The organism is Ruminococcus flavefaciens (assembly GCF_900119075.1).
GTDB lineage: Bacteria > Bacillota > Clostridia > Oscillospirales > Ruminococcaceae > Ruminococcus > Ruminococcus flavefaciens_Q.
This window is the reverse complement of sequence record NZ_FPIP01000001.1, coordinates 162,561-179,600: the sequence shown is the minus strand read 5'-3', so window position 1 is coordinate 179,600 and position 17,040 is coordinate 162,561. Positions and strand designations below refer to the sequence as shown.

Below are 17,040 nucleotides of genomic sequence, written 5' to 3'. Positions count from 1 at the left end.
TAGTTCCCCTTATCTGATAAGTTCATACATTTTTCCGGGGAGCGAACGGACGATACCGAATATCTCCAGCTCTGTGAGCTCCGTCATAAGCTCCGAGGAATCTATTTCAAGGCGTGCTGCAAGCTCGTCTGCGTGCATTGCGCCGCTGAGAAGTTCTTCCGAAATACGCCTCTGCTGCTCGGTCAGGTCGTTGGGCAGCTCAAAATCATCATCTGAGGCTTTTTCCTCACGGACATCGTCCGCGAAAATATTAAGGTGTTCCATAGCCGAAGCTATCTCGGCTTCGCTTATATCCGCCTGTATCTCAGGCTTTTCAGCTCCTCTGTTCACTACAGGCAAAGGCGCTGAAACAGACTTTTTACCCGTTATGCATTCTATGACGTCGGAAGCGTCATACATTGGCACAGCACCGTCGCGGAGCAGCTTTATATTGCCTGCATAATCGCCGCTGAATATATCGGCAGGCGGCAGACACAGCACGTCTCTCCCCTGTCCTGCGGCAAGATTTGCAGTTATGAGCGAGCCGCTCTTGGCTCCTGCCTGAAAAACTACCGCAGCCTTTCCCAGTGCCGCAAGTATGCGGTTGCGCTTTGGAAAATTAGGCGAATTAGGCGGAGTTGCAGGCGGAAATTCTGATATAAACACTCCTCCTGCGGATATTATGGCGTCTCTGTAGGCGAAATTCTGTCTCGGATAGTCCACGTCCACACCGCAGCCCATTACGCATACGGTAGGACGTCCCATATCAACGGCAGCCATACTGCACGCAAGGTCGATACCTACTGCAAAGCCGCTGATTATAACAGCTCCCCGGGCGGAAAGCTCCGAGCATATCTCCTTGGCGGCTTTAAGGCTGTAGGCAGAAGCCTTTCGCGTGCCGACAGCCGTGACTGTCAGCTCAGTTTGCAGGCAGCCGATATTGCCCTTGTAATACAGCACCGACGGCGGATTATATATATGCCGCAGCTGCTCGGGATATTCGGGACTTGTTATGGATATGACTCCGATACCGCGCTTCATGCAGTTGGCAAGGAATACCTCTGCATGACGAAGCTGAACAGAGTGGACATTTTTGTTTTCGTTCTCGTTGAGGCTCACTACGGAGCTGTCCGTACTCAGTGAATGATACGCCTTTTCAGCCGTGCGGAAAAAGCTCATTATCTCCCAGATACGATGATTTCCCGTGCCGAATACCATATTCAGCCACACCCAGTATTTAGTTTCCTCCATAGCAAAGCCCCCCTTTTGCAAAACCATCAAATAGAATTTACTTGCTGAGCTCCCACATAAGAATACCTGCCGCCATAGCAGCATTAAGGGAGTTAATATTTCCGTGCATAGGTATGATAACGCGGCGCCTGCAGCGCTGTGCGATATCGGCAGGAAGTCCGTTGCCCTCGTTGCCGATAAATACTGCCTGAGTGCCGTCAAAGCTGCACTCCGTAACAGGCTGCGCGTCCTTGTCAATCACAGCGGCAGATGTAACGGCTCCTGCCGAATCAAGCTCCTCAAAGAGCACATCTGCGTCGTTTTCAACAGCTATTTTCATTCTGAAAACCGAGCCCATAGTCGAGCGTATCACCTTTGGACTGTACAGGTCGCAGCTGCCTGACATGATAACGCCGTCTATGCCGAGAGCGTCGGCTGTTCTTATCATCATGCCCACATTGCCGGGGTCCTGCAAGCCGAAAAGCACCAGATACTTTCCGCCGCTTTTCATTATGCTGCCGACAGTCCTTGCCGCAGGTATCCTGCACATGGCGAATACTCCCTGAGTGGTGTCTGTAGAAGCGATTTTGTTACCAAGCTCATTTGAAATGACAATTGTCCTTGTGTTTCTCAAATCAGCCTGCAAAAGCTCCTCGCCGAAGCGCTCCTGCGCCTTTTGCGTAAGTATCAGCTGAGTAATGCCGCTGTCCTCGCGTAGAGCGTCTGTGACTATCCTGAGCCCCTCCAACACGAATAAGCCGTACTGAAGCCTTTCTTTTTTCGATGAGGAAAGCTTCTGATACAGCTTGACTGTGGGATTATCTTTTGAAGTGATGATGTTTTCCAATAGCACAACACCGCCTGTTCAGACCGTATATATGCGGTCAGAGCGCAAAGCTCCGCCGCATATCACGGATCACGAATTAACAAAAACACGCTCTTAATATAATTAAGAAGCGTGTTTATTTTCTTGAATTAAAGAGCAGCCTTTGCCTTGTCAGCAATTGCTGTAAAACCAGCTGCGTCTGTGATAGCGATCTCGGAGAGCATCTTTCTGTTGAGAGAGATACCAGCCTTCTTGCAGCCGTTCATGAATGTTGAGTAGTTCATGCCGTTGAGCTTAGCAGCAGCTGAGATTCTTGTGATCCAGAGCTGTCTGAACTGTCTCTTCTTCTGCTTTCTTCCGATATATGCATAGTTGCCTGACTTCATTACGGCCTGCTTAGCCATCTTGAAGTGCTTGCTCTTTGAACCCCAGTAGCCCTTAGCAAGCTTTAAAGTCTTGTTTCTTCTCTTACGAGTCATCATTGCACCTTTAATACGTGCCATAGTCTTTTACCTCCAAATATTAAAATTACGGGAATTAGCTCAAAACTTTGCGGATATTCCGCTCAGATTACATATAAGGAACGAGCTTCTTGATTGTAGGTGCATTTGTGCAGTCAGCAACACCTGCGTTACGAGCGATTCTCTTGCGCTTTGTATCCTTCTGAGTAAGTCTGTGTCTCTTGTTGGTGTGCTGGTACTTTACCTTACCGCTTCCTGTAATCTTAAAACGCTTCTTAGCGCCCGAATGAGTTTTAACCTTTACCTTTGCCATTATATTATCCTCCTTACTTAGCGGCCTTTGGTGAAACGAACATTACTATGCTGCGTCCCTCCATTTTAGCCGGCTTATCCACAGTGCCTGCCGCAGAAACTGCCTCCTTGAAGCGATCAAGAAGTTCGTTGCCAAGTTCGGGATGTGCAATAGCTCTTTTACGGAATCTTACGGATACCTTGAGCTTGTCGCCGCCCTCTAAAAATTTGACAGCCTGATTTACCTTCGTCTCAAAATCGTGAGTGTCGATAGTGGAGAACATTCTGATCTCCTTGATAGAAACGACCTTCTGATTTTTTCTTGCTTCCTTCTCACGCTTAGCCTGCTCGAAGCAATACTTACCGTAGTCCATGATTCGGCATACGGGCGGTGTTGCCTGCGGAGCGATCTTTACGAGATCCAGATCCTGATCGAATGCAATCTGCTGAGCCTCTTTGGCGGACAGTACGCCGAGCTTTTTTCCGTCAGCGTCGATTACGAGAACTTCCTTGTCTCTTATCTCTTCGTTGATCTGCAGTTCCTGTTTGCTAATAGTCAAGCACCTCCAAGCAATATAATTTAAAAACAAAAATGAGTGCAGAAATTATCCGCACTCACCAATACACACTGATATATCACAGCTGCCGCAAGAACAGCCCGATTACCGATACATATTGACCGTTTCAGCATAGCCCGACGGTGAGAACGCATAGTTCTGCTTTGTTTACTCAAATATTATATACCCTTTTCCTGTAATTGTCAAGGCGTCTCTTGATTTTTGGCATTTTGCACATCATCATCGCCGATAATACTTTTTATTTTGTCCCAAATTGCAAATCTAACCTTGTATTTTCTCGGTTTGTGAAGTATATCCAGTTCTTTTTCGTCAAAGTTCGCCTCTGCCGCGGACTCGTCCTCACCTGCTCCGTCCTCTGCTTCACAGGCGGCTGGCAGACACAGGGGCGGATACATGACGCACCACCAGTTATGTCCCTCTGCGCTTCCTATTTTAATGCGCAGAGCGCGGTATCTCCCCGCAGGCATGGTGATATCGCCGTATGTCCTGTCGCCGAAATCAACGTCCGCAAGCTCCGCAGTAACCTTGTCAGTACAATCATTCTCGCGTAGAACTCCCTCGGCTATGTCGGTTATCTTGTCAAGCTTTTCCTCTGCTATAGCTTCGGCTTCGGAAAGGCTCTCCGCCGACTCAAACAGGCCGCTTTCAAGCAGCTTATCACGCACCATGAGCTTCAGCCGCTGGTCTTGCTCACTGTCGGAATTGGCAAGGATATGCAGTCGGAGCACACTCCCCCGAAGCTCGTCAAGCTTTCGCCCGTCACTGATAAAACTTCCGATATTAGAAATAAGTATAGCCAGTATCAGACCTGCCGCCATGACAGCTCCCACCTGTTTTCTCATAAATATCACCTCAGGAGCTATAATTGGCAGATACTGTCCTGATTATACAGCAATTGCGGCTTTTTTGTCAAGTATCGCCGTAAACTCCTCGCCCGTTATGGTCTCGCGGTCAAGAAGATACTGTGCCAGCTCATGGAGCTTTTCCCTGTTGTCGGAAAGTATTTTCAGCGCTTTTTCATGTGCACTTTTTATAATACTCCTCACCTCTTCGTCAACCATTGCCGCAGTCTCCGCAGAGCATACAAGCGAGGTATCACCGCCTAAATATCGGTTGTTCAGAGTTTCCAGTGCCGTCATATCAAAGCGCTCGCTCATTCCGTAACGAGTTACCATTGCACGGGCAAGCTTGGTCGCCTTTTCGATGTCGTTTGCCGCTCCCGTGGTACAGGTGTTGAAAACAAGCTCCTCCGCAGAGCGTCCACCCGTGAGAACAGCTATTTTTGCAAGAGCCTCCTCCTTTGACAGCAGGAACCGCTCATTCTCGTCCACTTGCATGGTGTAGCCCAGAGCTCCCGATGTTCTTGGGATTATGGTTATCTTATGTACGGGAGCGGAGTCCTTCTGCATTGCCGCCACAAGTGCGTGTCCTATCTCGTGATAGGCTATGAGCTCCTTTTCCTTTGGGGATATGACTGCGTTTTTACGCTGATAACCTGCGATCACTACTTCAACGCTCTCTTCAAAGTCGGACTGCTCCACAGAGCTCCGCCCACTGCGGACAGCTCTCAGTGCCGCTTCATTTATAATGTTGGCAAGCTCAGCACCCGAAGCTCCTGCGGTAGCCCTTGCAATGGCGCCGAAGTCGATATCGCCGCTCAGCTTCACCTTTTTGGCGTGAACGCGGAGAATAGCTTCTCTGCCTGCAAGGTCTGGGAGCTCCACGGGTATGCGCCTGTCGAAACGTCCCGGGCGCAGCAGCGCAGCATCGAGGGAATCGGGACGATTTGTCGCAGCCAGTATCACCACGCCCTTGTTGCCGTCGAAGCCGTCCATTTCCGTGAGAAGCTGGTTCAGCGTCTGCTCGCGCTCATCGCTGCTGCCCGACTGTCCGCTGCGCTTCTTGCCGATAGTATCTATCTCGTCGATAAACACGATACAGGGCGCTTTTTCCGCAGCCTGTCTGAACAAGTCCCGAACCTTTGCCGCGCCAACTCCCACGAACATCTCCACGAACTCAGAGCCCGATATGGAGAAAAACGGCACATCCGCCTCACCTGCCACAGCCTGCGCAAGGAGCGTCTTTCCTGTGCCGGGAGGTCCAACAAGGAGAGCTCCCTTGGGCAGCTTCGCGCCGATATCTGCGTATTTTTCGGGGCAGTGGAGAAAGTCCACTATCTCCGCAAGAGCCTCTTTCGCCTCGTCCTGCCCTGCCACGTCGGCAAATGTCCTGCCCGTCTGAGCCTTGACGTATATCTTCGCACTGCTTTTCCCGAAAGCCATTGCATTGCCGAAGCTCCCGAACAAGCCGTATCTTCTTTTTTTCATGTATGCTCAACTCCTTTATGGATTACGGTAAAATTATAACATACACAAAAATCGAAAACAACAAGTAAATGTTGGCATAAAAAAAGCTGCACTTTTCAGTGCAGCTTTCGGTATTTTACAGAGTTTTTACCTTGCCGAGAAGGAATTCCTGTATCATAAGGGCGTCGTTTGCTGTGAGTCCCTTTACCTTTGTGTCAACGTCTGCATTTGCAGAGCCCTGCTCGGTAATATGCTTCTTCTCAGAACCCTCAAGACCGTACTTGTTGGGGTTTGCGAGAGCCTGCATGATAAGAACAACATCAGACATATCTACTGCGCCGTCGCAGTTAGCGTCGCCAGCCTTTGTTACCTTGACATCGCTGTTCGGCTTGCCGCTTGCAGTTGTTGTAACTGTTGTAGGACCGGCAGTTGTGGTAGTCTTGGCTGTAGTTGTTGCGCCGCTCTTTGTTGTGGTAGTTGTAACTGTCTTTGGCTTTGTAGTAGTTGTGGTCTTGTCCTCTTCCTTAGCATCGGGCTTTGTTCCGTCAGGCTCGGTACCGCCTACGAGAACGCCGTCGTCGTATACGCAGATATAGTCTGTGCGCTGCTCCGGCGGATCGTCAACTGCGAAGAAGTCTGTGCTGTCACCTATTTTAAGATCCTTGTAGCTCCAGTCGTTCTTAGGATCCCATACGTCGCCGTAGTACATACCGAGATCGAACTGGTACTTCTTTCCTGAGTTTGCGATAACGTAGTCCTCCCATGTTATCTCAACATAGTAGGTATCAGCGACCTTGTCGTACTTGAAAGGACCTGTGAGCTTACCGTCAGCGCCGATAGCTCCGTCCTCAGTGCTTGACTGATCGTAGAGCTCGCGAACCTCGCCGAGGCCGTCGATGCCCTTAGCCATTTCGCTTACATTGAAGAAGTAACGTACTGATGTCTTCTTTGAAGGATTGCTCTCGCCTGAGAGAACCTTGAAGGATACCTGTGTTGTACCTGAACCGTCGCCGTTGAGGTTTGGCTTGTCAACGCCGATAGCCTCTATCCAGTAGCCGCTTCCGCCGCCGTCGCCGCCGTTTGTGCCGTAAACTCTCTTCTCGTCCTCAGGTGGGAAGTTTGGAGTTATAGCCATTTCTGGAGTGCCGTATACAGCATAGAGAGCTGCTGCTGCACCCGGGAGACAAGCGTTATAGTCGATAGTTACCTCGTTCTCTGTCCAGTCCTTTGTAGCGTCGTCATGTCCGTCGCTTGCGTCAGGACCGCCTGCAAGAGCGCCCCAGAGAATGTGCTTCTGCTCACGGGGATCCTCAGCCATGAGGAGTCCTGAAGCTGCACGGTGATGAGGATTCTTTACAGCGCTGTCATTATAGCCGACAACGAATGCTCTTGGACCGTGAGTACCGTTCTTGCCTGCAAGAACTGCGTACTTGGCATCTTCCTTGTACTTGATATCGTTCTTTCCGAGAACGTAATCCATCTGCTTCTTAGCCCATTCGCTCCACTCGCTTGGCTTGCTGTCATTTACGTACTTATCATAGAGGAGGCAGATGAACTGCATAGCAGTATTGTAACGGCAGCTGCCCCATGTGTCAAGGTGAGCAAATCCGCCGGGAGTCTCCTTCTGCTTCCATGCCTTGAGGCACTTGCCTACGCAGTCGTCGTCCCAGAAGTTGTCGAAAACATACTGGTTCTTGCCCTGTGCGTCTCTGACCTTCTGAACGAGGTCGAGCTCAGGGTGCTGCTGGTTTACTATAGCCCACATAACGCCTGCACCGCTCCACATATCGTTCCAGCAGTAGCACCAGCCGGAAGGAGCGTAGTAGTCGAATATCTTTACAGCGTAATCGAAAGACTTCTCGTCCTCTGTTACAATATACATCCATGCAGCAGCCCAGCAGTAGTCGTCTTCCCACTTGCTTGACTTGTAGAACTGTACAGGACCGTCAGCGTTATCTGAGATAAGCATATCCTTGTCCTTTGTGCTTGTAGGACCGTACTCTTCGATAGCGTCGTTGGCAAACTTCCAGAGAGCCTTTGCGTATTTCAGCGACTTGGCTGCGTAATCGGGATCGCTCTCCTTGAAGTTGAGGTAGTTGATAGCCAGTGAAGCACAGGCTGAAACAACATAATCGATCTGCGGCTTCTCAGCTGTAAGGAAGAATGCCGGACGAGGCATAGTATCAACCTCAGGGCTGTTCCAGATAGCGTGGTCTATGTTGCCCTCGCCTACCTGATAGCAGTGAGCGATGACCTTGCCGTCATCGTCGATAAATGTACACTTCATAAGATAATCGTTGAAGTGGCGGAGAATAGTCTCCATGTGTTCGTCCTGCTTGAGCTTCTTGAATACGTCGCCGTACTCATAGTATTCCCAGCCGAGAGTAGCAGCTGTGTAGTTCTCAGGCATACCGAACTCAACGTGGTCGCCTGCGTCGTGGAAACCGCCTGCAACGTCGATAGTGCCGTCACCGTCAGGATCGAGAATGTCCTTGTACTTGGACATGAATTCTGCTGAAAGGTTAGTACCGCCTGTGCTGGTCTTTGTAGTAACGCCGTCCCACTCTATCATAGGAACATGAGCGTCATAGGTGTGGCAGCTGCCGCGCCATGAGAGCCTGTTCTCGTTTTCTTTGAATTCTCCGCACATATTTGCGTCGTAGAAATAGAGCGAGTACTGAAGTGCACGGGCATAGTCGATATCAAGTCCCGAGTCCTTAACGACCTCGCTTATGGGAGCGCAGAACTGCTGCTCCTCAGTAGTGTCAGCGTCTACCGCATTTACAGGCGATATCACCGAGCACAGTGAAGTTGCCGCAGTAACGATACTAAGTAACGCTGCGGTCAGTTTTTTGTGATTCATCATAATTCCTCCCTTTTAATGTGAACCAATATTTATTTTTTATTTATCCCACTTTGAAAGACCGAGAAGATACTTCTGTATCTCCAGAGCATCGTTTGAAGTGAGTCCTTTGCTTGTGGTGTCAACATCGGCGTTTTCCGCGCCCTGCACTGTAATGTGCTTTGCGTCGGAGCCGCTTGTGCCGAATTTATTGGGATTTGCCAGAGACTGCATTACCAGTACCACATCGCCCATATCAACTGAGCCGTCGCAGTTTGCGTCGCCCTTCTTATACTTGCCGTCAGTGGGCTTCACTGTTGTAGTGGTAACCGCTGAAGAAGTTGTTGAAGTCGGCTTAGGAGCTGTTGTGGTAACTGCTGTAGTTGTTGTACTACTGACAGTCTTTGCTGTTGTGGTGGTTGTAGTAACAGCAGGCTTTGTAGTAGTTACCGAGACAACTGTCTCACCGCCGCCGCTTATAGGATATTTCTTTAAGTCGGGCAGCTCGTCAAGAGTGATACAGTAGTCGCTCTGGTATATCTCGATAAGGTTGTCAACAGGGTTGTTCTGCTCGCTTGTGAGGTAGTTCATGTACCACGGGCAGAAGTAAAGCCATGCAGCCTTGTCGTTTACGAGATTTTCAAGTGACGGTATAGAGTCGTTCTCGGACATGGTCACCATTTTCTGACCGTCAGTTATCTGGACCATGCTGTAGAATGTGGACGCTATAGAACTGAGGTTAGCTACACCGTCTGCGCAGTTGTACTTGTCGCAGCCGAGGATATCCACAACATCGTCGCCCGGATACCAGTCCTTGGCGGCAGGTGAAGTTGAGCTTGTCCATATCCAGATGATATTGTCCAGACCATACTCGTTGGTCAGCTTGTCATAGAGGAGACGGTAGAGCTTCTTGCAGGGCTCAGGTCCCTCAGCTCCCCACCAGAACCATGCGCCCTCAGCCTCGTGGAGAGGTCTGAAAAGTACAGGAACATCGGCGTCCTTGAGCTTCTTGAACTCGCCTGCTATGAGCTCGATATCCTTCATTATGACTTCGTTTTCCCATGTGCCCTCTTCGAGAGCCTTGGAAATACTGAATGTAGTAAACTTTGGATTTGCGGATTCAACATAGAACGCAACATCGTCGCTTCCCTTTTCGCATGGCACGTTCCAGTGCCATGAGACAGTTGCGATGCCGTGGTACTTGTTTACCCACTCGATAACACGCTCTGGAGCGTGGTCGCGCCAGTCCGAAGATGAATTATAGGCGAGGAAGTCGATTCCGCGGATAGCAGGCTGCTTGCCTGTCTTTTCCTTGATGTACTCGAACTCCGCCTCGTTGTCCTTGATAAACACATCGGGACTGTTCCACAGATTGTAGTTATGGTCGCCGCAGTACTCCTGCTGACCTGAGATGACGTGCTTTCCGTAGACGTCGCAGAGATAGCTGTAAAGCCTCTTTGTACTTTCGGAAGCCTTAGGGTTGCAGAGTTCTCTCGTGGGCGAGAGATTTGTCAGCTTCTCGGAAGCAGGCTTGAGGGTAAGGTAGTCAAAGAAGGTATAGCCCCAGTAAGCCTTTAGCTCAATGGTGTTTTTGCCTTTTTTGAGGTTTACCACTCCGCCTGAGGTCTCGGCGAATTTGTTTGTGTAGGGACAGGTCAGCTCTCCCTGATTCACGCCGTTGACATTGAGATACTGCACCTTCTTGCGCGGATCGCTGGGCTCGCAGTAGCAAATGGTCAGCTCATAGAGACCTGCCTCGGGCACATCGACCTCAACGCTTAGGGTAGTACCCTTCTGGTCGAGGTAAGCAAAGCCCTTTCCTGAGTATCCGCTAAGGTCGGTATCTTCGGGGAAGTCGCCAAGCTTTACGTCTGAAACTCCGTTTGAATGGATCTTTCCTCCGCTGGTCTTGCCGTCCTCGAACTCATATTTGAGGACATTGTCGGCAGCCGACACTCCCGCAGGAGCTTTCGGCGCAGAGGGAAGGCTCATCGCCGCCGCAGCGATGACAGCAGCCGCTACAGTGCTCACGGACCGCTTTAGTTTTTCTTTCTTCAATTTGATCCCTCCAGATCATTGTATAATATTTATTAAACCGATAATTTAAGTGCCTAATCTTAAATATCGGACTTAACGCATACACACATATATATCATAGCATATTTTTACAGAAAAAGCAAGCTATTTCTGCAAATATTCCTCAAAATGGTAAGCATTTTACAAAGCGCAATTTATGGTCAGAGCCGCTGTAAGCGTTAATTATTTAAGCTTTTGGTCTGACCAATCAGTAAAAACAATTCTCAGAAAGGATAATATCAGTATCAAAACTATAACAGCTCCCACAAACACCTCACATAAGCGTTTTTCCTCAGCCCCATTATCAGTTCCCGTCACCAAAAATGCCTCCGAAGCCTTTTCTGCTTCATAAAAGCGAAAGCCGTTTTCTTCGGCATAGCGCTCCGCGACAGAACCTTTACTCCCCTTTACGAGGAGCTCACGCTGACGAAGCACTATATTCCCGTCACAGGTATAGCCCACAGCCTGAGAGCCAATTTGCTTGCAAACAGGCGGAATGTAAAGGCTTTTAAGCCTGCCGCACATAAAAAAAGCCCTCTCCCCGACAGAAAGCAGTTCCTCCCCTGTCTCGGCTTTTTCAATGGAGGTGCAGCCTGCAAAGCAGAAATTTCCGATCTCTTTCAGCTGATCCGGCAGCTTTATCTCCCTAAGCGATGTGCAGGCGCGAAAGCAGGAATCGGGCAGTATCTCCAGAGTATCGGGTATCGATGCAGACGTCAGTCCCGTACAGCCGCAGAAGCAGCCCTCGCCAATCTCGGCAAGTCCCTCAGGAAGTTCCGCACTTTTCAGTGAATAACAGCCATAAAAGCTGTGATGTCCTATCTTCATAAGAGTTTCGGGCAGAGTCATGCGTTTCAGCGACGTACAATTACAGAATGCGTTGTCACGTATCTCAGTAACGGGGTAACAGCCGATAAAATCGGGGATTACGACCTCTGTCGGCTCCCCCTTGAAGCCGACTATCACCGCTTCGCCGCCGATAATGGAATATTCAAGATCATCTTTTTCCGCTCCGTAAGCTTTAAAAACTGCGGTCATAAGCAAAAAAACAGCGGCAAAAATGCCGAAAAGAATCCTTTTCACTTCACTCACTCCTTTTAAAGCAAGTATAACAGCTCGGGAGCTGCCTGCAAAGCAATTATTCTCAACATTTTCCGCCGCATTATCCTTTTTTTCTGTGGGTTCGGACATTTCTCAGCATTCAGAAACAGCTTATTCAGGTAAAAAAAGTCGGTTCGTCCCGAATTATTCCCGCAAAAGCCGTCGTAAACGCACGAAGCTGCCGACAAAAATCGGCAGCTTCATTATCCTCTTTCGATTCCCCATCTATACTTTTCATTTCCGACGTTCAGGCATCGGATAAGTCAAGTACTTTTCTTGTATACATTATAACATAATACTCTCAGTAAGTCAAGCATAAATTGGAGAATTTTGCATTATTTCGCTGTTTCAGCTAAACACAAGCGCTCTTTTTATATATTATAACGAAATAAGAAGCCATCATTTATACGCGCAGTAAATCAAATATAAAGTATTACCCAGCGGTATCAAACTTTGCCGCAGTTTTTATCGAAAGAAGGATTGCAGGCATAGAAGTTCTTGGAGTTCAGCTTATCCTGCGCTATCCTCAGAGCTTCTCCAAAGCGCTGATAATGAACTATCTCGCGTTCGCGGAGGAAACGGATAGGATCGCGTACATCGGGATCGTCAGCAAGTCTGAGGATATTGTCATAGGTGGTTCTCGCCTTCTGCTCGGCAGCCATATCCTCGGAAAGATCGGTTATGATATCGCCCTTTGACTGGAAATAAGTTGCAGTAAAGGGAGTTCCCGAAGCCGCTACAGGATAAATGCCTGTGGTATGGTCTACAAAATAAGTGTCAAAGCCGCTTTTCTTTATCTCTTCCATGGAAAGGTCCTTGGTAAGCTGATAAAGTATAGCTGATATCATCTCGAAGTGAGCCAGCTCCTCAGTTCCAATATCGGTCAGAAGCCCCTTTACTTCGCCGTATGGCATTGCATAGCGCTGATTGAGATAGCGCAGGGACGCAGCAAGCTCGCCGTCAGGACCTCCAAGCTGTGAAATAATGACCTTTGCCAGCTTTGCATTTGGCGTTTTTATTTTTACAGGGTACTGTAATTTTTTTTCATACTGCCACATATATTATCTCCTTTCCCACGGCCACGGATCGTCAGTCCATGTCCAGCGCTCGCTGTTGTTCACCTGCTCGGGTGTGAGCGGTCCGAATTTCCGTGTATACTCGTCAACGGCATTCTCACGGAGTTTCCTGTACTTATGGAACATAGCCAGACCGCGCCGACAGTTCGGGTGGGTGTCAAGATAAAGGTTAAGCTCCTTGAGAGTGAAATCGTACTTCTTTATCTTGCTGAGAAGCATTTTCTGCTCATTCATCTGCTGTCGCCTCCTCCCGAAAAGGGCAAGTCAAGCTCGGGGAAAAGTGTTCCCTTGCTGAGCGCCTCATCGTCGCCGTAGGTCTCTCCCCACTGCTGAAACGGCACGTATGCCATTGCAAGGGGCGTTTTTGCAGGGAAACGTGATACAGAATCGTTTCCGTTATTTGAAATATTGAACTTCATTTCCATTGCGCCCATGGAATTTTCGCGCTCATGGAGAATCAAGCCTTCCATATCGTCAAAAAGATCCAATTTCATTGATATGTCCTCCTTTCCTGCGCGGAGAACAAGTGCAGAAGTCCTCCGCACATTACATACTATGAAAAAGAAGCCGACGGGGTTACAAAAGTAAAGTCCGAATACGCAAACAAGTTACGTATCCGGACTTATATCACTTATTTTTTCTCTTTCTGCTCAGGAAAAAGACAAATAAAGCTACAGGCACAGCCGCAAGCACAGCTCCCGACCCGTCCCCTGTTTTCGGACTGTCTGCGGAGTTCTTTGCCTTTGCCGCAGACAGCGCTGTGGTAACGCTTGCCGCTGTTGTTGACACAGCAGGCTCGATGAAGTCGCTTTTTGCCTTGATATCCCTGTGACGGACTGTCTCGCCGTCAAGATTCATGATATTGTAGGAATAATGGTCGCCGTCACGATAAATGAAGCTGAAACGCGCATTTGCACTGCCTATTGTCGTTGAAAGGAATCCCGAATGGCCGTATGTGAAGCTGAGCTCCTGCGAATTATAGCTTGAATCGGCGTATTTTTCGGTGCTTATGAGAGTATCACCGTCGCCGAGTATGAACTCTGTCTCCCCACGTGAATGGTCGTGACCGAACAGGTACATTATATCCATATCGTACTTTTCGGCATAGCTGTTGATAAGCTTCGCAAGCTCGTAGGAACTGTCGATATTGTACTGATTTTCGCCTATCCATTTACCGATAGACCTGCCGTTTGCGTTGACGCACTCGGGCTGAATTCCCAGAACATGAAGTCCCGAATGTGCGGATATCACCACAAGCTCGCCTTTGTAATTTTCGGCTGTCTTTTTCAGGAAGCTGTCAAGGTCTTTCAGCGTTCTGTCGTAGGAATAAGTAAATTCATTGCCATTTCGGTAAAGAGCGTTCTCGAAGTTCATTCCGTATACCGTGATGCCCTTGGCATATTTACTGTTTCTGCCCTTTGATCTCACAGCATCGGACATACCGCGAAATATCTGTCCGCCGCCGAAGCCGTTATCCATATCAGCTCCAAGACCAGCTCTGAGCGACATAACAGAAGCCGCCTCTCCCGAGTCGTGATTTCCCGATACGAACACAGCGTCAAGTCCGCCTAAATGGGACACTATCTGAGGGTAATACCTGTTCAGCATTCTGTCCTTGTCTGCTGTAGGACCGTTTACAAGGTCGCCTGTGCAGACCACCAGTGACGGGATATAGCCGCCTGTGCTCTCCATTATCTTTTCAACGGCGCGGTCTATGAACTCATACTGCTCATGGATATCCGAGAACGACATGAATGAATCGGGCAGAACTCCCTTTGCAATAACAAAAGCCGCATCCGCAGAGCGCTCCCTGTAGTGAACGCCGTCGGCGTCGTGTCCCTCGATAAGACAGCCCACGCGATGAACTCCCACAGGCTTACCCTTCAAAGAATCTGCCGTGAATGTAAGCTTTGCGCAATCCTGCTCCTCGCCGTCCACGAACCATTTAACGCTATCCGTGATGATATTTTTATCTGACAGCTCTACCGTGAATTTCGGCGCGGCATAGCCGCTGCCCTCTATGACATAGCTCTCGGCGGCAGGCTGTTTCCCTATACAGCGGCTAAGCTGCTCACCCTTGGCGTAAATGCAGACCTGAGCCGCCTCCGCCGCATTATCAGTGCAGGAAAAAGGTCTGTTGCTTTCCTCGGTGTATTTCAGATAATGGATACTGCCGTTTTCGCTGAAGTTCAGAGTACCGCCGCTGTAATCCCAAACATTGTCGCCGTCAGTCCACCAGTCTGCGGAGGTATAGAGCTGCCCCTCATGGTAGGTAAGGCGGAACGAGCTTGATGACAGCGTGGTATACTTCGGAGCAACACTGGTGACGATAGTTCTTCTGAAATAATGCCAGATATACTCACTGCTGCGGCTGTCCTCAGCGGTAAATATTTTCTGACTGCCGTCGCTGCTCTTTACGCAGATGATGTAGTCGTTTTCGTCCTCAAATCCGTTGACTTTATACCATTTCTGTCCGTCGGCAAGAGTCAGGACGCCGTTTTCCTCACCCTGCGGAGCTTTAACAGTGTAGTATGGCTCGTCAGCCGCATATGCATACATATGGATACCGAATGAGCATACAGCGGCAGCTGTTATTATCACAGTTCTTTTCTTAAAAATGTCCATAAAAAACTCCTGTTATACCAAGAAAGCCATAGCACATCATGTACTATGGCTTTAACTTTTGTATTATCAATATTCCGAAAGCACGATATTAACAATGCCCTGATAAAGGAAACCTGTCTCACTGGCGAAATTAAAGCCGAAATCCGCAGGATTCTGAAGCTGCATAACGATTATGTATGAGCCGTCCTGAGCGTAATTGCTGTAGTCACTGTAAACAGGCTTTTCTGCTGACTTGTCGGCAACGTTCCTGAGACAGCCTGTGATATACAGGAAGTCCCCTGCGCCTGTCTCCGCAGTTCCTGTTTTGGCGAAGAATTCGTAGTTTTCGGGAACGTATACGCCTATATTATTAGCAACGCCCCTCATTCCCTCAAGAAGATTCTGTCGGTACTCCTTTGGTATGCTTGCTATGACTTCATAGGGAGCGCTTCCCTTTGCGCACTCCTTATTGGGATCGGTGGTATCAACTACCTGCTGTACCACAAAGGGCTTTACCATATCGCCGAAAACAGCCTCTCTGCCAAGAGCCGCAAGATATATCGGGCAGGTCTTTACATAGGACTGACCGAATGCGCTCCTGCGCAGGTCGTCAAGGCAGTATATCTCGATATTATTCTGGATAGTTCCGAAATCGCAGTCTATAGGATCGCAGAAGTGGAAAATGCCGCCAAGCTCTTCAAGGACCTTTTCCGAGCCAAGCTGGTCGAATACCTTTGCGAAGAAGATATTGCTGGAACCTACAAACGCGGAACTGAGAGTTCTTTCGGGGATAGGATACATACCCGAATCGTGATCCCAGTTCACGATAGTAGCGCCGCTGTCGAACCACTCGCCGTCGTCATAGACAGTGTGTATGCCGTTCTTGTCGGCAATGACCTCGGACATTATCTTGAAGCATGAACCCGGCGAAGCGTTCTGGAACGCCTTGTTCTGCAACGTGCCGCTGTAGAGATTGCTGCTGTACTCAGTATCGGAGTAGAACAGCTCGGGATCATAGTTGGGGTAAGAAGCCTCCGCCATTATGGAGCCGTCCGTTCTCAGCACGACTACGGAGCCTGCCATACCCATATTAGCCATATATGTACATAATTCTGTCTGCTTATCTGCGTCAATGGTAAGTCTTACCGACTCGCCAACATTATTGCTTTCATTAACAGGGGTTGGATTCTTGGTGCAGAGCAGGTCTTTAAGCGCCTCGTCAAGACCTGACGAAGCCACACTGATTATATTTCCGAATGGATAACCGCAATCCTCGCCGTAATAGCGCTGATCCTCGTTTTCATAGGCATATGTGCCATAGGTCAGAAGCCTGTGATTGGTATCGTATATGTTCCCCCTATATACGAATTCAGTTGTAGTAGTTACAGTGGTTTCTGGAGCAGCAGTCTCTTCTGTAGTTTCTTGCCTTGCCGAGCGGGAGCTTTTATCATTGTGGACTTCAAACTGTCCTACCTCTGCTGAACAGGACGGAAACGACAGCGCCGCTGCTGCTGCTATTAACAGCGGCATAAGTCTTTTTCCCCTGATTATCATTACTGATTACCGTCCTAAATTGATATGTGTGCTTAGCGCCGCAGACCGCAGCGCGGAAAGTCTACTATTATTATACATTTATTTCCTTAATTCGTCAATACGTTTTAAAAAATATT

Annotated in this window: 15 protein-coding genes; all 15 read right to left on the bottom strand. The window is 48.9% G+C overall.

The features are described 5' to 3' along the window. Positions 1–9: 9 nt before the first annotated feature. Positions 10–1,230 (bottom strand): DNA-processing protein DprA, encoded by a 1,221-nt coding sequence (dprA, locus tag BT105_RS00755; RefSeq protein ID WP_072298960.1) that lies wholly within the window; start codon positions 1,228–1,230, stop codon positions 10–12. Between the two features lie 37 nt (positions 1,231–1,267). Further along, entirely contained in the window at positions 1,268–2,056 is a 789-nt protein-coding gene (locus BT105_RS00750; protein WP_177243901.1) for a TrmH family RNA methyltransferase, read from the bottom strand. A 128-nt stretch (positions 2,057–2,184) separates the two neighbouring features. Further along, entirely contained in the window at positions 2,185–2,538 is a 354-nt protein-coding gene (gene rplT, locus BT105_RS00745; protein WP_028514760.1) for a 50S ribosomal protein L20, read from the bottom strand. Between the two features lie 67 nt (positions 2,539–2,605). Then, a complete protein-coding gene (gene rpmI / locus BT105_RS00740) occupies positions 2,606–2,809 on the bottom strand; it encodes a 50S ribosomal protein L35 (RefSeq protein WP_019678115.1) in 204 nt (67 codons plus the stop codon). A gap of 13 nt (positions 2,810–2,822) precedes the next feature. Continuing rightward, the gene (infC, locus tag BT105_RS00735) at positions 2,823–3,347 is read right to left on the bottom strand and encodes a translation initiation factor IF-3 (RefSeq protein ID WP_024859998.1); all 525 of its coding nucleotides are present in this window, start codon (positions 3,345–3,347) and stop codon (positions 2,823–2,825) included. A gap of 200 nt (positions 3,348–3,547) precedes the next feature. Then, entirely contained in the window at positions 3,548–4,207 is a 660-nt protein-coding gene (locus BT105_RS00730; RefSeq protein WP_072298959.1) for a stage II sporulation protein R, read from the bottom strand. A 42-nt stretch (positions 4,208–4,249) separates the two neighbouring features. After that, complete coding sequence (gene ftsH / locus BT105_RS00725) at positions 4,250–5,692, bottom strand: ATP-dependent zinc metalloprotease FtsH (protein ID WP_242940056.1); 1,443 nt, start codon at positions 5,690–5,692, stop codon at positions 4,250–4,252. Positions 5,693–5,807: 115 nt separating this feature from the next. After that, the gene (locus BT105_RS00720; RefSeq protein ID WP_081367745.1) at positions 5,808–8,537 is read right to left on the bottom strand and encodes a glycoside hydrolase family 9 protein; all 2,730 of its coding nucleotides are present in this window, start codon (positions 8,535–8,537) and stop codon (positions 5,808–5,810) included. Between the two features lie 36 nt (positions 8,538–8,573). Beyond that, positions 8,574–10,505, bottom strand: coding sequence for a glycosyl hydrolase (locus BT105_RS00715; protein WP_081367767.1), 1,932 nt, complete (start codon positions 10,503–10,505; stop codon positions 8,574–8,576). A 267-nt stretch (positions 10,506–10,772) separates the two neighbouring features. Then, positions 10,773–11,672 carry a leucine-rich repeat domain-containing protein gene (locus BT105_RS00710; protein WP_177243900.1) on the bottom strand — a complete coding sequence of 300 codons (900 nt, stop codon included), beginning with the start codon at positions 11,670–11,672 and terminating at the stop codon, positions 10,773–10,775. A 464-nt stretch (positions 11,673–12,136) separates the two neighbouring features. Then, positions 12,137–12,748, bottom strand: a complete 612-nt coding sequence (locus BT105_RS00705; RefSeq protein WP_072298956.1) for a manganese catalase family protein — start codon at positions 12,746–12,748, stop codon at positions 12,137–12,139. Between the two features lie 3 nt (positions 12,749–12,751). Beyond that, a complete protein-coding gene (locus tag BT105_RS00700) occupies positions 12,752–13,000 on the bottom strand; it encodes a spore coat protein CotJB (protein ID WP_072298955.1) in 249 nt (82 codons plus the stop codon). Next, positions 12,997–13,260 (bottom strand): spore coat associated protein CotJA, encoded by a 264-nt coding sequence (locus tag BT105_RS00695; protein WP_242940054.1) that lies wholly within the window; start codon positions 13,258–13,260, stop codon positions 12,997–12,999. Before BT105_RS00695 ends, BT105_RS00700 begins: the two co-directional genes overlap by 4 nt. Positions 13,261–13,393: 133 nt before the next feature. Next, positions 13,394–15,391, bottom strand: a complete 1,998-nt coding sequence (locus tag BT105_RS00690; protein ID WP_072298954.1) for a metallophosphoesterase — start codon at positions 15,389–15,391, stop codon at positions 13,394–13,396. 66 nt (positions 15,392–15,457) lie between these two features. After that, on the bottom strand, positions 15,458–16,900 hold the full coding sequence (locus BT105_RS00685) for a penicillin-binding transpeptidase domain-containing protein (RefSeq protein ID WP_072299311.1): 1,443 nt from the start codon (positions 16,898–16,900) through the stop codon (positions 15,458–15,460). Between the last annotated feature and the right edge of the window lie 140 nt (positions 16,901–17,040).